The organism is Pectobacterium sp. S5 (assembly GCF_051707265.1).
Classification (GTDB): domain Bacteria; phylum Pseudomonadota; class Gammaproteobacteria; order Enterobacterales; family Enterobacteriaceae; genus Pectobacterium; species Pectobacterium polare.
The window spans coordinates 2,056,678-2,073,050 of sequence record NZ_JAULSZ010000001.1; the positions used below are offsets into that span (position 1 = coordinate 2,056,678).

General features: G+C 52.0%; 19 protein-coding genes and 1 pseudogene. 10 read left to right on the forward strand and 10 right to left on the reverse strand.

Translation table 11 applies throughout. The features are described from left to right. Window positions 1-40: 40 nt before the first annotated feature. The gene (locus tag QWJ20_RS09250) at window positions 41-799 is read left to right on the forward strand and encodes a FadR/GntR family transcriptional regulator (RefSeq protein ID WP_095701304.1); all 759 of its coding nucleotides are present in this window, start codon (window positions 41-43) and stop codon (window positions 797-799) included. 83 nt (window positions 800-882) lie between these two features. Further along, window positions 883-1,369 (forward strand): annotated as a pseudogene (locus QWJ20_RS09255) (IS6 family transposase); the annotation flags it as partial. A 100-nt stretch (window positions 1,370-1,469) separates the two neighbouring features. On the opposite strand, the gene rpsI reads toward QWJ20_RS09255, so the two are convergent. The 3 genes from rpsI to zapE all read right to left on the reverse strand — a co-directional run bounded on the left by rpsI (window position 1,470) and on the right by zapE (window position 3,694). Beyond that, window positions 1,470-1,862 (reverse strand): 30S ribosomal protein S9, encoded by a 393-nt coding sequence (gene rpsI, locus QWJ20_RS09260; RefSeq protein ID WP_010280182.1) that lies wholly within the window; start codon window positions 1,860-1,862, stop codon window positions 1,470-1,472. A 15-nt stretch (window positions 1,863-1,877) separates the two neighbouring features. Then, the gene (gene rplM, locus QWJ20_RS09265; RefSeq protein ID WP_005975488.1) at window positions 1,878-2,306 is read right to left on the reverse strand and encodes a 50S ribosomal protein L13; all 429 of its coding nucleotides are present in this window, start codon (window positions 2,304-2,306) and stop codon (window positions 1,878-1,880) included. 236 nt (window positions 2,307-2,542) lie between these two features. Then, entirely contained in the window at window positions 2,543-3,694 is a 1,152-nt protein-coding gene (gene zapE / locus QWJ20_RS09270; RefSeq protein WP_120358167.1) for a cell division protein ZapE, read from the reverse strand. A 221-nt stretch (window positions 3,695-3,915) separates the two neighbouring features. On the opposite strand from zapE, the gene zapG reads away from it, so the two are divergent. From zapG to degS, 3 genes are all read left to right on the forward strand, one after another. Beyond that, entirely contained in the window at window positions 3,916-4,320 is a 405-nt protein-coding gene (gene zapG, locus QWJ20_RS09275; RefSeq protein WP_010296674.1) for a Z-ring associated protein ZapG, read from the forward strand. Window positions 4,321-4,578: 258 nt separating this feature from the next. Further along, the gene (gene degQ / locus QWJ20_RS09280; protein WP_095701302.1) at window positions 4,579-5,949 is read left to right on the forward strand and encodes a serine endoprotease DegQ; all 1,371 of its coding nucleotides are present in this window, start codon (window positions 4,579-4,581) and stop codon (window positions 5,947-5,949) included. 137 nt (window positions 5,950-6,086) lie between these two features. Beyond that, window positions 6,087-7,184, forward strand: coding sequence for an outer membrane-stress sensor serine endopeptidase DegS (degS, locus tag QWJ20_RS09285; protein WP_433992351.1), 1,098 nt, complete (start codon window positions 6,087-6,089; stop codon window positions 7,182-7,184). A 107-nt stretch (window positions 7,185-7,291) separates the two neighbouring features. On the opposite strand, the gene murA is transcribed toward degS, so the two are convergent. From murA to mlaF, 7 genes are all read right to left on the reverse strand, one after another. Then, window positions 7,292-8,554, reverse strand: coding sequence for a UDP-N-acetylglucosamine 1-carboxyvinyltransferase (murA, locus tag QWJ20_RS09290; RefSeq protein WP_039354621.1), 1,263 nt, complete (start codon window positions 8,552-8,554; stop codon window positions 7,292-7,294). An 80-nt stretch (window positions 8,555-8,634) separates the two neighbouring features. Continuing rightward, window positions 8,635-8,889: a BolA family iron metabolism protein IbaG gene (gene ibaG, locus QWJ20_RS09295; RefSeq protein ID WP_039304057.1), complete on the reverse strand. Its 255-nt coding sequence runs from the start codon at window positions 8,887-8,889 to the stop codon at window positions 8,635-8,637. A 134-nt stretch (window positions 8,890-9,023) separates the two neighbouring features. Then, entirely contained in the window at window positions 9,024-9,314 is a 291-nt protein-coding gene (gene mlaB, locus QWJ20_RS09300) for a lipid asymmetry maintenance protein MlaB (protein WP_029367657.1), read from the reverse strand. A gap of 13 nt (window positions 9,315-9,327) precedes the next feature. Continuing rightward, entirely contained in the window at window positions 9,328-9,957 is a 630-nt protein-coding gene (gene mlaC, locus QWJ20_RS09305; protein ID WP_109410533.1) for a phospholipid-binding protein MlaC, read from the reverse strand. Window positions 9,958-9,969: 12 nt separating this feature from the next. Then, complete coding sequence (mlaD, locus tag QWJ20_RS09310) at window positions 9,970-10,536, reverse strand: outer membrane lipid asymmetry maintenance protein MlaD (protein ID WP_095701298.1); 567 nt, start codon at window positions 10,534-10,536, stop codon at window positions 9,970-9,972. Window positions 10,537-10,540: 4 nt separating this feature from the next. Continuing rightward, complete coding sequence (gene mlaE, locus QWJ20_RS09315; protein ID WP_010296655.1) at window positions 10,541-11,323, reverse strand: lipid asymmetry maintenance ABC transporter permease subunit MlaE; 783 nt, start codon at window positions 11,321-11,323, stop codon at window positions 10,541-10,543. Between the two features lie 7 nt (window positions 11,324-11,330). Then, on the reverse strand, window positions 11,331-12,143 hold the full coding sequence (mlaF, locus tag QWJ20_RS09320; protein WP_095701297.1) for a phospholipid ABC transporter ATP-binding protein MlaF: 813 nt from the start codon (window positions 12,141-12,143) through the stop codon (window positions 11,331-11,333). Between the two features lie 415 nt (window positions 12,144-12,558). Here mlaF and QWJ20_RS09325 point away from each other — a divergent pair, with 415 nt between their 5' ends. From QWJ20_RS09325 to lptA, 5 genes are read left to right on the forward strand one after another with little or no spacing between them, the layout of a single operon-like run. Beyond that, entirely contained in the window at window positions 12,559-13,524 is a 966-nt protein-coding gene (locus QWJ20_RS09325) for a calcium/sodium antiporter (RefSeq protein ID WP_433992352.1), read from the forward strand. A 55-nt stretch (window positions 13,525-13,579) separates the two neighbouring features. Beyond that, complete coding sequence (gene kdsD, locus QWJ20_RS09330; protein ID WP_010296646.1) at window positions 13,580-14,671, forward strand: arabinose-5-phosphate isomerase KdsD; 1,092 nt, start codon at window positions 13,580-13,582, stop codon at window positions 14,669-14,671. A gap of 19 nt (window positions 14,672-14,690) precedes the next feature. Beyond that, the gene (gene kdsC / locus QWJ20_RS09335) at window positions 14,691-15,257 is read left to right on the forward strand and encodes a 3-deoxy-manno-octulosonate-8-phosphatase KdsC (protein ID WP_010296644.1); all 567 of its coding nucleotides are present in this window, start codon (window positions 14,691-14,693) and stop codon (window positions 15,255-15,257) included. Further along, entirely contained in the window at window positions 15,254-15,820 is a 567-nt protein-coding gene (lptC, locus tag QWJ20_RS09340; RefSeq protein WP_039482324.1) for an LPS export ABC transporter periplasmic protein LptC, read from the forward strand. Before kdsC ends, lptC begins: the two co-directional genes overlap by 4 nt. Then, window positions 15,801-16,373 carry a lipopolysaccharide ABC transporter substrate-binding protein LptA gene (gene lptA / locus QWJ20_RS09345; protein WP_014913854.1) on the forward strand — a complete coding sequence of 191 codons (573 nt, stop codon included), beginning with the start codon at window positions 15,801-15,803 and terminating at the stop codon, window positions 16,371-16,373. Before lptC ends, lptA begins: the two co-directional genes overlap by 20 nt.

Genomic DNA, 16,373 nt, shown 5'->3' on the forward strand with positions numbered 1-16,373 from the left:
ATATTGTATGACGTTTCTAAACTGACTGCGGATACCTATATTGAGCATAAAATCCATTCAAAAACAGAATGTTGTAAATGAAATTTATGATCAGATAAGCTGCAAATTGCTGGATGGCAGTTGGGCGCCGGGTAGCCGTTTGCCCTCAGAAGCCGAGCTGACCACCTCATTTAACGTCAGCCGGGTCAGCGTTCGCAGCGCGGTGCAGCGTTTTCGTGACCTGGGGATTGTTGTGACGCGACAGGGCAGCGGCAGCTATGTGAGCGAAAACTTCACGCCTCAGATGTTGAGTAACGATCACCGCCCGATCATGCATCTTAGCCGCGAAGAGTTTCACGATATGATGATTTTCCGTCAGACCGTGGAGTTCAAATGCGTGGAGCTCGCAGTCACGCACGCCACCGATGACGACATCCGCCAGCTAGAAGACGCGCTGAACAGTATGCTGATCAACAAGGGCGACTACAAAAAGTATTCGGAAGCGGACTACGAGTTCCATCTGGCGATTGTCAGGGCATCGCACAACAGCGTTTTTTACAACGTGATGAACTCGATTAAAGACATCTATTACTACTACCTTGAAGAGCTTAACCGTGCGCTCGGTATCACCCTCGAGAGCGTGGAGGCCCATATCAAGGTCTACATGTCGATCAAAAATCGTGATGCCAGTACGGCGGTAGAAGTGCTCAATGAAGCAATGTCAGGCAATATTATTGCCATCGAAAAAATCAAATCAACAGATACAGCAGCTATAAAAGATCTGCCAGTTGCAGACTCAACTGGCGAAATGAATCAGTAGGCAGGACCTAACGGATAAAAGGGTTCTGTCGCATTAAGCATCAGCTCAGGTAATATGCTGTTTTTTCACAATGTTGCCTGACCATGTCTCTGATCCAAAAATCCTTTAAACGCCTGCATTACCCCGTCGATGTCATTGCTCAGTGTGTTCGCTTGTATCTGGCTTATGCCCTGAGCCCCCGCGATCTGGAAGAGATGATGGCTGAGCGCGGCATCCTCGTTGACCATTCCACGCTTCATCGTTGGGTTATCACGACTGGACCAGGCCTTTCGCCGTCATAAACGTCCCGTGGGACGCCGCTGGCGAATGGATGAGACCTATATTAAAGTTAGACACCTGTACTAGGCAGTCGGCCAGACGATTGATTTTCTGCTGACGGATAAACGGGATACTGCAGCTGCACTGAGCTTTTTCAGAAAAGCCATACGTCACCATGGCGAACCGGAAGTCGTCACCCTTAATAAAAGTGGCGCTAATACAGCGGATCTGTCCATACTCAATAGCGATAAAGCGGATGAAGAGACCATTACGGTCAGGCAGAGTAAATGCCTGAATAATCGACAACGCCAAGTTTTGCTGACTTGCCCCCGCTAATGCGGCTGAGGCATAAAAAAACCCGGTGACCAGCACCGGGTTTTTTGCATTGATTTCGCTGCAAAGCAGCCAGAAATTAACGCTTGGAGAACTGAGGACGACGACGTGCTTTACGCAGGCCGACTTTCTTACGTTCAACCTGACGAGCATCACGAGTAACGAAACCAGCTTTACGCAGTTCGCTACGCAGAGACTCATCATACTCCATCAGAGCGCGGGTGATACCGTGACGGATCGCACCAGCCTGACCAGAGATACCACCACCTTTAACGGTGATGTACAGATCAAATTTACCAACCATGTCGACCAGTTCAAGCGGCTGACGAACTACCATGCGGGCAGTTTCGCGACCGAAGTACTGTTCCAGACTACGCTGGTTGATAACGATGTTACCGTTGCCCGGTTTGATGAACACGCGAGCGGCGGAGCTTTTGCGGCGACCAGTGCCGTAGTATTGATTTTCAGCCATTGCCTATAATCCCGATTAAATGTCCAGAACTTGCGGTTGCTGTGCCGCGTGATTGTGCTCGGTGCCCGCGTAAACTTTCAGTTTACGGAACATAGCACGACCCAACGGGCCCTTCGGCAGCATGCCTTTAACCGCGATTTCAATCACACGCTCAGGACGGCGGGCAATCATCTCTTCAAAGGTCGCTTGTTTAATACCACCGATGTGACCGGTGTGATGATAATAAATCTTGTCAGTACGCTTGTTGCCAGTTACAGCAACTTTGTCAGCGTTCAGAACGATGATGTAATCACCCGTATCAACGTGCGGGGTATATTCCGCTTTATGCTTGCCGCGCAGACGACGAGCCAGTTCAGTAGCGAGACGGCCTAAAGTTTTACCGTTCGCATCAACAACGTACCAGTCACGTTTTACGGTCTCTGGTTTAGCTGTAAAAGTTTTCATTAAAAGCTTACCCAATAATTAGTTACACGTTGGTGAACACCCGAACGCTCGAAAACAGTTGAGGCTCACACGACCATCAAGTCCAGCAAACCTACCCCTTCGAATAGCCATTGCCGGCACTATAAAGTTTTTGGGAAAAAAACTTTGTTGTAACGTGGGGTCGCAAGATTATAGAGAAGTCATTCTTAAAAATCGACCCTTTTTCGCTCGAAAATGACGAAAAGCCATCGTCTGCGTTACGCCAAATGGGGTTGACGCAAGTACTCTTCGCTTTGCATTTCCTGCAAACGGGATAAACAGCGCTGATATTCAAATTTCAGGTGTTCTCCCTGATAGATATCAAACATCGATGCCTGCGCAGAAATAATCAATTTGATACGGCGATCGTAGCACTCGTCCACCAGCGCCAGAAAACGGCGGGCGGTATTCTCTTCCTTCGTTTCCATCACCGTCACATTGTGCAACAGCATTGTGTGGTAGAGACGTGAAAGTGCGATGTAATCATTCTGGCTGCGTGCTTCGGTACACAGCGTGTGGAAATCGACCGCCAATACGCCGTCACTCACGCCAAGTGTCGATAACGGACGATGATTGATCTCCAGCACCGGCCCCGGCGTCTGCCACTGTTTCCCGGTCAGGCGGGTAAACATCTGCTGCATCGCAGCATCTGTCTCTTCATTCAGCGGCGAGAGATAAAGGTGTGCCTGCGTCAGCGTACGCAGACGATAATCGATACCCGCATCGACATTACGCACTTCACAATACTGCTTAATCAGCTCAATCGCAGGCAGAAAACGCGCGCGTTGCAGCCCATTACGGTAGAGATCGTCTGGCGGAATATTCGACGTCGCCACCAATGCAATGCCACGGGCAAACAGCGCACGCAGCAGTTCAGCCAACAGCATCGCATCGGTAATGTCAGAGACGAAAAACTCATCGAAGCACAGCACATCCGTTTCGGCTTTAAAACCGTCGGCCACTTTCTCCAGCGGATTTTCCTGCCCCTGAAACTGGTTCAGTTCTTCATGCACACGCAGCATAAAACGATGAAAATGCAGGCGCATTTTTCGCTCAGCAGGCAAGCTGTGGAAAAACATATCCATCAGCCAGGTTTTACCACGCCCGACGCCGCCCCACATGTACAGCCCCTGAACTGGCGCAGATTCACGTTTATTACGCCGCCCCAACCAGCTACGCCATTTCCCCACGCGCTCGGATGTCCCCGCATCGCCATCAGCAGCACGTTCACATAACGCCTGATGTATCGCTTCCAGGCGCACAACGGTTTGCCGTTGCACCTCGTCTGGCTGATATTCACCAGCGGAAAGCGCCTGCTGATAAAGCGCCAAGGGTGTTGTTTGCTGCTGTGTTGTCTGTGGAATAACCATAGCCATCGCAATCCCTGAGAAAAAAGTTAGTCGTGTTTTGCTGTGTGTTGTCGTCGATTTAAGCCGTAATCGTCGCAGTTAACAACCTTGATGTCTGCGGTAGGTCAACATTCCTTTCTGTCATCGAGTATCAGGATTCCACTCAGGCAAGGTTAACGGTTATAGTGACTATTATTAAGTGAAAAACCCTACGGGACAACGACGTCAAAATAGGAGCTATTATGACTTGGGAGTATGCGCTGATAGGTTTAGTTGTCGGTATCATTATTGGTGCTGTCGCCATGCGCTTTGGTAACCGTAAGCTGCGGCAACAGCAGGTATTGCAAAATGAGCTGGAGAAAAGCAAAACCGAACTGGAAGATTATCGTCAGGAATTGGTGGGTCACTTCGCCCGCAGTGCGGAGCTGTTGGATAACATGGCGGATGATTATCGTCAGCTTTATCAGCACATGGCGAAAAGCTCCAATAACCTGTTACCTCACGTTCCCGGTCAGGATAATCCGTTTAAATATCGTCTGACCGAATCAGAAGCGGATAACGATCAGGCTCCGGTGAACATGCCGCCGCGCGATTATTCCGACGGTGCATCAGGCCTGCTGCGTGGCGAACGCCCGATTCGCAAGTAATTCAGTTTCCCCTTAAGCGTGAGACTTTCTGTCTCACGCTTTCCCCTCTCTTGTTCTACGCTTAAAACGCTTGTACGTTTAAGACGCGTACCGCAGGCTGTCATCGCCCGATCACGCATTAAAAAAGCGATAGTTACAATCTGCTGACGAAACAGCAGTGAACTTTACACATTGATCGCCAGTCTGACTCTTCACCGTGTCTTTAAGTTTATATATCATCGTTTTATTCATCCGCAGGCCGTGAGAGAGTTAATAACAATGAAAAAAACATCATTACTATTTAGTGCACTGGCAATGAGTATAGGTTTGACCCTGTCCACGCTTCCCGTAGCGAATGCTGCGCTGCCTGCCGTGGTTCAAGGGCAACAGACGCCAAGTCTGGCCCCGATGCTGGAGAAAGTTTTGCCAGCCGTCGTCAGCGTGCATGTTGAAGGTACACAGGTACAGCGTCAGCGCGTACCGGAAGAATTCAAATTCTTCTTTGGTCCTAACTTCCCGACGGACAAACAAAATTCTCGCCCGTTTGAAGGATTGGGCTCTGGCGTCATTATTGATGCTGCAAAAGGTTACGTGCTCACCAACAATCACGTGATCAATAACGCCGACAAAATCCGCGTCCAGCTTAATGATGGACGTGAGTATGAGGCGAAATTGATTGGGCGTGATGAGCAGACCGATATCGCCCTGCTACAGCTGAATGACGCCAAGAATCTGGTCTCTGTAAAAATGGCCGATTCCGATCAACTGCGCGTCGGTGATTTTGCCGTTGCCGTAGGTAACCCGTTTGGCCTTGGCCAGACCGCAACTTCCGGCATTATCTCCGCGCTGGGACGTAGCGGCCTGAATCTTGAAGGGTTAGAAAACTTCATCCAGACTGATGCTTCCATCAACCGCGGTAACTCCGGCGGTGCGCTGGTTAACCTCAACGGTGAGCTGATCGGTATCAACACCGCGATCCTGGCACCGGGCGGCGGAAACATCGGTATCGGTTTCGCTATCCCTAGCAACATGGCCCAGAATCTGGCGCAGCAGCTGGTTGAATTTGGTGAAGTGAAACGCGGACTGCTGGGTATTAAAGGCAGCGAGATGACGTCGGAAATGGCGAAAGCCTTCAACGTCGACGCGCAGCGCGGTGCCTTCGTCAGCGAAGTCTTACCGAAATCTGCCGCATCCAAAGCCGGTATCAAGGCAGGCGACGTGTTGACGACGCTGGATGGTAAACCAATCAGCAGCTTTGCAGAACTGCGGGCCAAAGTCGGCACCACCGCGCCGGGCAAGACCGTAAAAATCGGCCTGCTGCGTGATGGTAAACCGCAGGAAGTTTCCGTCGTGTTGGATAACAGCTCATCGGCATCAACCAGCGCTGAAACACTTTCACCGTCATTGCAGGGAGCTTCTCTGACTAATGGCCAATTGAAAGACGGCAGCAAAGGCGTACAGATCGATAACGTTGCTAAGGACACACCAGCAGCACAGGTCGGTCTGCAAAAAGGCGATGTCATCATCGGCGTGAACCGCGAGCGTATTGAAAACATCACGCAACTGCGCAAACTGCTGGAAGCGAAGCCTTCCGTTCTGGCCTTGAATATCGTCCGGGGCGAAGAAACGATTTATCTGCTGCTACGTTAATCACTTGCCGTCTTTTTCGGCAACTTAACTGGCAAGAACATCGCTAATGTTAAAAAATCGGACACCGAGCCATGCGGTGTCCGAACTTCTCGTGATATCCTCCCTTTATCTCCCTTTTTCCACAGTAAATCACGGCCATGCTTGCTAAGTTATTACGTTCAGCGCTCTTTGGTGCCCTCGTCGCCGGTATTATTCTGGCCGTACTGCCCTTTGTCGGGTCTGGCTCGTCATTTCTGAAAGGCAATGACAGAAATACTGATGGTTCGCCTATAAGCTACCATCAGGGCGTCAGCAATGCAGCGCCTGCCGTGGTGAACGTTTATAACCGGGTTACCAAGCCGGATAACCCCAGCGAAGTCACCATTCATCCTCTCGGATCCGGCGTCATCATGAATGAGAAAGGGTATATTTTAACCAATAAGCATGTGATTAATAACGTGCAGCAAATCCAGATAGAGCTGTCAGACGGCAGGCTGTACGAAGCCCGCGTGATCGGTTCCGATAGCCTGACAGACCTGGCGGTGTTGCAAATTGATGGCGTCAATTTACCCGTTATTTCGATAAATCCAGACCGCATACCGCACGTCGGCGATGTCGTGATGGCGATCGGCAATCCTTACAATCTGGGGCAAACCGTCACGCAGGGCGTCATCAGCGCCACTGGTCGCGTCAGCCTTAGTACGTACGGTCAGCAAAAAAGTCAGGTAGGACGACAAAATTTGCTACAAACCGATGCATCCATCAACCACGGGAATTCCGGTGGTGCGCTGGTCAATACGCTTGGTGAGCTGGTCGGGATTAATACCCTCTCGTTTGATAAAAGCAGCAACGGCGAAACGCCGGAAGGGATTAGCTTCGCCATTCCTGTCGCGCTGGCGACCAAAGTGATGGGCAAGCTCATCCGCGATGGTCGTGTAGTGCGTGGCTATCTTGGCGTCAACGGCGTACAGCTCGAAAACTTTGAGAACAGCACGTCAACCAACAACCGTAATGCACAGGGGCGATTAACCGGTATTCTTGTTCAGACTATCGACTCAGGTGGGCCAGCGGATAAAGCGGGGATTCGTATCGAAGACGTCATCGTGAGCGTAAACAATAAGCCTGCACGTTCGATTATTGAAACCATGGAGCAGGTTTCAGAAATACGCCCCGGCACCGTCATTCCCGTCACCATTGAGCGCGATAATAAGCAAATCACACTACAAATGACGATTCAGGAATTCCCTACCCAATAACGGCATACAAGGTCGTTGATAAAGTCACATCAGTAGGTAAACAAGAAACCGGGTGGGGACCCACCCGGCTGACAAACCTAATTGTGAAGATAAAGCAGCTAAAACACTTACTCGTGCTCTTTAACGCGCTCGATATTCGCACCTAACGCACGCAGCTTATCTTCGATGCGGTCATAGCCGCGATCGATGTGATAAATACGATCGACTATCGTCACACCTTCCGCGATACAACCGGCTAATACCAGACTGGCTGACGCACGTAAGTCGGTCGCCATCACCTGCGCACCAGACAGCTTATCAACACCGTGGCAAATTACCGTATTGCTCTCAATTTCCGCCTGTGCGCCCATACGAATAAGCTCAGGCACGTGCATGAAGCGGTTTTCGAAGATGGTTTCGGTAATCACGCCCGTCCCTTCCGCAACCAGATTCAGCAGGCTGAACTGCGCCTGCATATCGGTCGGGAACCCCGGATGCGGCGACGTGCGAACGGTAACGGCTTTTGGACGCTTGCCGTGCATATCCAGACTGATCCAGTCTTCGCCAATTTCGATCTCCGCGCCCGCTTCGCGCAGCTTCGCCAACACCGCATCCAGCGTATCAGGACGGGTATTACGACAGATAATCTGACCACGGGATACCGCAGCCGCGACCAGGAATGTCCCGGTTTCAATACGGTCAGGCACCACGCGGTAGACACCGCCGCCCAGACGCGCAACACCTTCAATGGTGATTTTATCCGTACCTGCACCGCTAATTTTCGCACCCAGCGTATTCAGGAAGTTTGCCGTATCGACAATCTCTGGTTCACGCGCGGCGTTCTCAATAATCGTGGTGCCTTCCGCCAGCGTTGCCGCACTCATGATGGTGACCGTGGCACCCACGCTCACTTTGTCCATCACGATGTGCGCACCTTTCAGGCGGCCATCAACCGTTGCTTTGACATAGCCTTCTTCCAGTACGATCTGCGCACCGAGCTGCTCAAGGCCGTAAATGTGCAAATCTACCGGGCGCGCACCAATCGCACAGCCGCCGGGCAGCGAGACCTGACCTTGACCAAAACGCGCCACCAGCGGCCCTAAAGCCCAAATAGAGGCGCGCATGGTTTTCACCAGATCGTACGGCGCACAAAACACGTTTACATCGCTGGCATCCACATGGACGGAACCGTTACGCTCAACGCGCGCACCCAGCTGACCAAGCAGCTTCATGGTGGTATCAATATCGCGCAGTTTCGGTACGTTCTGAATTTCTACCGGCTCTTCTGCGAGCAACGCAGCGAACAGGATGGGCAACGCAGCATTCTTGGCGCCGGAAATGGTCACTTCCCCCGCTAAACGGGTTGGGCCCTGAACACGAAATTTATCCATAGTCTTTGTATCTCGATGTCTTAATTCAATATATCGTCACACTGATACCGGCAGTTTATTCCCACTCTCGCAGGGAATACTTAGAAGCCGTTCAGTTTACGGTCGCGTTGCCACTCTTCCGGCGTATAAGCCTTGATCGACAGCGCATGAATACGGTTATCCGCGATGTACTCCATCAGCGGCGCATAAACAGCCTGCTGTTTTTTTACTCGGCTCATTCCAGCAAAAAGTCCGCCCACTGCGATGACCTGAAAATGGCTGCCATCACCAGAAACATGGGCTTCTTCCAGTGCTAATGCGTTCATCAGCACGTCTTTAATTTCGTTATTTTCCATCGCTCTCGATTTCTATGTCAGGGGGAGATGATTTACAGGGAGGTATCTTAGATGAATATGACGCTATCTTAAACAAAGAATGCGCCCCTTCAGACGATGCCTAAAGGGGCGAATCCGATAACCCACGTTACCGTTTAAGACACAGGAATGATTTCATTCAGGTTATAGAGCGCAATGAGCGTTTTTAGCCTATCGCTGGCACCGACAATCGTTATCTCTCCGCCTGAAGACGGCTGCTGATAAACGTGCATCAGCAATGCTAACCCGGCAGAATCAACGCGGTTTAATCCGGACACATCCAGCGTGGTTTTACCCGCCAGCAACGATTCACGCTGCTGCCAGAACGGTAACAGCGTTTCACGATCCAGATCGCCCGTTAACGCCAGCGTGGAGTCCTGTGCCTGCCAGTTCAATGCGTTCGCCATGTTCGTACCCAAATTACTTTTTCTGATCCAACGTGATGGTCTGCTTCGCCGAGGCTTCCAACTGTTTAGTCAGGCCATCCACGCCGTTCTGACGCAATATTGCCGCCCACTCGTTCTGCTTGGTGGTGATCATACTGACACCTTCAGCAATCATGTCGTATGCCTGCCAGTTACCGGTTTTACTGTTCTTACGCCATTGGAAATCCAGACGTATCGGAGGACGGCCGCCGTTATCAGTGATGGTGACGCGAATGGAAACGATATCGGCATTGCCCAGCGGCTGTTCAGGAGCGATCTGATAAGACTGCCCGTTATACATCGCCAACGCCTGTCCGTAAGCCTGCTCCAGATAAGCTTCAAACGCTTTGAAATAGGCATCACGCTGCGCCGGTGTCGAATCTTTGTAGTAACGACCCAGAACCAGCGCACCGGCGTATCTCACCTGAACATACGGCAGCAGCTCTTCACGTACGACCGTACGCAAATAATCAGGGTTTTGTTTGATCTTTGGCTGTTCATTCTTTAAACGATCAAAAGTTTTTTCCGCCGCTTCATTCATTAAACGATAGGGATTCGTTTGATCCGCCGCGTTGGCTAATGGCGCGACCACCAGTAAAGCCACCATCAGTAAACGTTTAAACATGCAGATATCCTCTTATGGATGTGAAGGAACAGGTTCATTGTTGTGTTCAGGGGTTGCCGCAGGATTGGCACCCGGCTCCGTACCCGATTGACCGGTATTATCTTCGCTATTGCTACCGCTCTTATATAGGAATTGGCCGATGAGGTCTTCAAGCACCATCGCTGACTTGGTGTCCTGAATTACACCGCCGTCTTTCAGGATCGCGGTGCCCATTTCCTCATCTTCAAACCCAATGTTCAGTGCCAGATACTGCTCGCCCAGCAAGCCAGAGGTGCGAATGGCCAGAGAGCTGGTATCAGGAATATGATCGTAGCGCTGCTGAATATCCATTGCCACGCGTGGCAGGTACGTTTTCTCGTCCAGCGAAATATCCGCTACGCGGCCAACAACCACGCCGCCAATTCTGATCGGAGAACGCGCCTTCAGCCCGCCAATGTTGTCAAACGTCGCATACAGGCGGTACGTCGGCTCGCTACCAATCGATTTGAGATCGGCGACTTTCAGACATAAAAAGAGGATGGCAGCCAGCGCGATCAACATAAACACACCAACCCAGACTTCAGTTTTCTTTGTTTGCATCGACTCAGTTCCCAAACATCAGTGCTGTCAGCACAAAATCCAATCCCAGTACCGCTAACGACGAGTGCACGACGGTTCGGGTCGTTGCACGGCTGATCCCTTCAGACGTCGGGATCGCGTCATAGCCGTTAAACAGTGCAATCCAGGTTACGGTAATCGCAAATACGATACTTTTAATCACGCAGTTCAAGACATCCTGACGCCAGTCAACCGCGCCCTGCATGGCAGACCAGAAGAACCCGCTGTCGATGCCTTTCCAGTCCACACCGACCAGCGCGCCACCCCAAATGCCCACGGCGACAAAAATCACCGCCAGCAGCGGCATGCTGATTAACCCCGCCCAGAAGCGCGGTGCGACAACGCGGCGCAGCGGATCGACCGCCATCATCTCCATGCTGGAGAGCTGTTCCGTTGCCTTCATCAGGCCAATTTCCGCCGTCAGCGCGGAACCCGCACGTCCGGCGAACAGCAATGCCGTCACCACCGGACCAAGTTCACGCAGCAGTGACAGCGCCACCATCATGCCCAAGCTGGCCTCGGCGCTGTAAGTCGTCAGGATGAGATAGCCCTGTAACCCCAGCACCATGCCGATAAACAGGCCGGAAACCATGATGATAAGCAGCGACTGCACGCCAACGCTGTAAAGCTGTTTTACCAACAGCGGCCACTGTTTTCTGAATTCGGGTTTACCCACCAGTGCATTAAACAGCATCAGCCCGGCGCGCCCAAACGAGGCACTGGTGGAGATTCCCTGGCGCCCCAACGACGCCAACGTCCGTAATAACATGACTGCGTTAACCCCCTGAACCTAGCAGAGACGTTTTATAGTCACTGGCCGGAAAACGGAAAGGCACTGGCCCGTCGGCGATACCATCCAGGAACTGACGAACCTGCGGGTCATTGTTCGCCCTCAGTTGATCCGCTGTTCCTTCCCCCACCACCCGCTTGTCGGCCACGATATACGCATAATCGGCGATACTCATCACCTCCGGCACATCGTGAGAAACCACAATGCAGGTCACGCCCAATGCATGATTCAACTCATCGATGAGTTTCACCAGTATTCCCAGCGTGATCGGGTCTTGCCCGACAAAAGGCTCATCAAACATAATCAGTTCTGGGTCAAGTGCAATCGCTCTCGCCAGCGCCGCGCGCCGCGCCATGCCTCCGGAAAGCTCCGCAGGCATCAGTTCCGCCGCACCGCGTAGCCCTACCGCTTCCAGCTTCATCATGACGATGCTACGCAACAGCGATTCCGGCAGTTGAGTATGTTCACGCAGCGGCCAGGCGACATTATCAAACACGTTCAAATCGGTGAATAACGCCCCGGACTGAAACAACATGCTCATTTTCTTGCGCGCGTTGTACAGCTCACTGCGCGACAGTGTCGGGATATTCTCGCCATCAAACCAAATTTCGCCGCTGTCTGGCGGTAGCTGTCCGCCAATCAGGCGCAACAGCGTGGTTTTACCGATACCGGAAGGCCCCATGATCGCGGTGACCTTGCCTTTAGGCACATTCAGCGTGATGTCCGTAAAAATCTCTCGTTCTCCGCGCCGAAAGCTAAGACCACGGATCTCGACCAGATTAGTTGCCTCATGGTTCATTATTTCCATTCCTTACCCATCAGTACGCTCATAAAGAGGTCTTTCACTCCAGCCTAACGGCTGGCTTTCATCAAGGTGCGAGTTTTACAAAAACTTACCGTAAGTTCTTGTCCAAAATGGCGGCACAAACCGTTACTGGGTTTTACTTATCGCGACAGGTTTTACTTTTTCGCCAAGCACCGTCAGAATTAGCACTCATCACAGAAAAATGCTTTTTGTGCGAAAATCGTCCAGAAATACTGACTTATTCGACAACAGGCCGGTGATTATACACTAAATAATTCGAGTTGCAGGAAGGCGGCGACGCAGCGAATCCCCGGGAGCTTACATCAGTAAGTGACTGGGGTGAGAGAGAAAAGCCAACGCACATGCAGCTTGAAGTATGATGGGTATATATCCTATTAAAGGACGCTGCATGCTTTTTGCAACACTACTCTTGTTCGTTGGTTTGCTATTACTGGTTTACGGTGCCGATCGTCTTGTCTATGGTGCCGCCGTGCTTGCGCGTTCTCTTGGCTTACCTCCTTTCGTCATTGGCATCACTATTGTCGGCTTCGGCACCTCGCTACCGGAGCTCATCGTTTCGGTTACTGCTGCCTTAAACGATCAACGCGACATGGCCGTTGGTAATGTTCTGGGCTCCAATATCACCAATATTTTACTCATTCTCGGCAGCGCAGCGCTCATTCGCCCGCTAACGGTACATTCGGCCATCCTGCGCCGAGAATTACCGCTCATGTTGTCCGTCACTTTATTGTGTGGCGTTTTACTGCATGATAGCTACCTGAGCCGTGCCGACGGCATAATGCTGCTCTTGGCCGCCATTCTGTGTCTGGTGTTGATACTTCGCATGGCACAACAGGCGCAGCAGGAAGGCGGCGATAGCCTGACACGCGAACAGCTGGCGGAACTCCCGCAGGATGACAGCAGCCAGATGGTCGCCGTGCTATGGCTGATTCTCGGTATGATTATTTTACCCATGGCCGCCCGTATGGTGGTGGATAACGCCACCGTCATTGCACGCTACTTCGATGTCAGCGAGTTAACCATCGGGCTGACCATATTGGCGATTGGCACCAGCCTGCCTGAGCTTGCTACCGCCATCGTCGGGACGCTGAAGAAAGAAGATGACATTGCGCTGGGCAACCTGATTGGCTCGAACATTTTTAATATCGCGATTGTTCTGGGCGTGCCTGCTCTGCTCTCGCCAGGCGCACTGAACCCTCAGGCTTTTCAGCGCGACTATTGGGTCATGCTGGCGGCAAGCGTGCTGTTAACCGCACTGTGCCTCAGCAAAAAACGCCGTATAGGACAGGGCGCAGGCGCATTATTATGCTGCGCGTTTATCGCCTACCTGACGGCCCTATTTTGCTTTTCATAAGCAGTTTTGTTTTTCATAAGACGCTCTGTTTTTCATCATAATCAGGACTATTGGTATGTCACAGTTTGAACAAGATGCTCATCTAAAACAGCAGTCTGACCGTGCACTATCCGATCATGCACCACAAGCCGATCACGCACCACAAGCCGATCACACGCGACAAAAGGCTCATGAACTACCAGCAGATTTCGACTTCCAGCAGGCGGGCAAGCAAGTACTGAGTATCGAGCGCGATGGGCTTGCGCAATTAGACCAGTACATTGATGACAATTTTACCCTCGCCTGCAAGAAGATATTCGATTGTCAGGGCAAGGTGGTGGTGATGGGCATGGGCAAATCCGGCCACATCGGCTGCAAGATTGCCGCGACCTTCGCCAGCACCGGTACGCCTGCCTTTTTTGTTCATCCGGGCGAAGCCAGCCACGGTGACCTCGGCATGGTGACGCCGCACGATATCGTGATCGCCATTTCCAACTCAGGCGAGTCCCATGAAATTCTGTCGCTGATTCCCGTTCTGAAACGCCAGAAAGTGTTCCTGATCTGCATGACCAGCGCACCAGAAAGTACGATGGGTAAGGCTGCGGATATTCACCTGTGTGTTCACGTCCCGCAGGAAGCCTGCCCGCTCGGTCTGGCCCCCACCACCAGCACGACTGCAACGCTGGTCATGGGCGATGCATTGGCCGTAGCCTTGTTACAGGCGCGCGGCTTTACCGCCGAAGATTTCGCCCTTTCTCACCCCGGTGGCGCACTCGGCCGCAAACTTTTACTGCGCGTCAGCGATATCATGCATTCGGGTGATGAAATTCCCCATGTCCCACACGATGCCTCGCTGCGTGATGCGCTGGTGGAAATTACGCGCAAAAATCTGGGTATGACGGTAATCTGCGAGGCGGATATGAAAATTCAGGGCATCTTTACCGATGGTGACCTGCGCCGCATCTTCGACATGAATATTGACTTGAACAGCGCGCGCATTGCTGATGTGATGACCGCGGGCGGCATCCGGGTCGCACCGCAAACGCTGGCGGTAGATGCACTTAACCTGATGCAGTCGCGCCACATCACCTCCGTGCTGGTGGCAGAAAACGATCGTCTGGTCGGGATCGTCCATATGCACGATATGCTGCGGGCTGGCGTGGTTTAAAAAGAAAGGATAATAGTGAATGAGTGAAGTCAGGGCGCAAACCGATACCTGCTATGGGCCTGTCGATCAACAGGTACTGGATAAAGCCCGTGAGGTTCGCCTGTTAATTTGCGACGTTGACGGCGTGATGTCCGATGGTCTGATTTATATGGGTAATCACGGCGAAGAACTGAAAGCCTTTAACGTCCGCGACGGCTATGGTATTCGCTGCTTGCTGACGTCCGATATTGAGGTTGCCATCATTACCGGGCGTTCAGCAAAACTGCTGGAAGATCGGTGTAAGACGCTGGGCATTAACCATCTTTATCAGGGGCAATCGGATAAGGTTTTGGCCTTCAACGATCTGTTGGATAAACTGTCAGTAACGGCAAATCAGGTGGCGTATATCGGCGACGATATGATCGACTGGCCAGTGATGGCACAGGTCGGGCTGAGCGTTGCCGTGGCAGACGCCCATCCGCTGCTGCTACCACGCGCAGATTATGTCACCCGCATTGCGGGAGGCCGTGGCGCAGTACGTGAGCTGTGTGATTTGATTCTGTTCTCGCAGGACAAGCTGGAGCATGCCAAAGGGTTGTCAATATGAGTAAAACCAAGCGTTGGCTCACCGCTTTTCTGGCCCTGTTGGTGCTTATCCTCATCGGTTGGAATATTGCGGATGACGACACGGTAGCGGCACCGGATGCAAACGACCCCGCCGTGCCGGTTTATACCAGCGAAAAGACCAACACGCAGGTATACAGCCCCGCGGGTAAGCTGAGCTACAGACTGATTTCGGAAAAAGCGGAATATTTCAACGACGAGCAGTTGAGCTGGTTTACCAAGCCTGTTGCTACGCTGTTCAATGAACAAGGCACGGCAACCTGGTCAGTACGCGCCGATCGCGCCAAGCTGACAAAAGACAAGATGCTCTATCTGTACGGTAACGTCGAGGTGAATAGCCTGACGAAAGACGCACAGCTTCAGCGCATCACAACGAATAATGCCCAGGTGAATCTGGTAACGCAGGACGTTTCTTCCGATGATGAAGTGACCCTGTACGGCACCAGCTTTACCTCAAGCGGAATGAAAATGCGCGGGAATCTGCGTAACAAAACGGCCGAGTTGATCGAAAAGGTAAAAACCTCTTATGAAATCCAAAACCAATAATCTGATGCGTAACACCCTGATCGCCAGCTCGCTGTTCGCCGTCAGCGTTTCCGCCTTTGCCGTCACCGGCGATAGCAATCAACCTATTCACATTGATTCAGCACAGCAATCTCTGGACATGCAGGGCAACACGGTGACGTTCACTGGCAATGTTGTCGTGAAGCAAGGGACGATTGAAGTGAAAGCCGACAAGGTCGTCGTGACGCGTCCACAAGGCGCGCAAGGCAGTGAAGTGGTGGAAGGTTACGGCAATCCCGTGACGTTCTACCAGATGCAGGACAACGGTAAACCGGTAAAAGGTCACGCGCAGAAAATCCGCTACGAGCTGGCCACCGACTTTCTGGTGCTGACAGGCAATGCCTACCTGGAACAGCAGGACAGCAATGTCAAAGGCGATCGCATCACTTATCTGGTGAAACAGCAGCAGATGGAAGCGACCAGCGACAAAGGAAAGCGCGTGACGACGGTGTTGGTCCCTTCTCAGCTTCAGGAGAAAGAGAACAAAAGCCAGCCTTCTCGTTCTCAGCAACCGCAACCACGGGTCACTGAATAA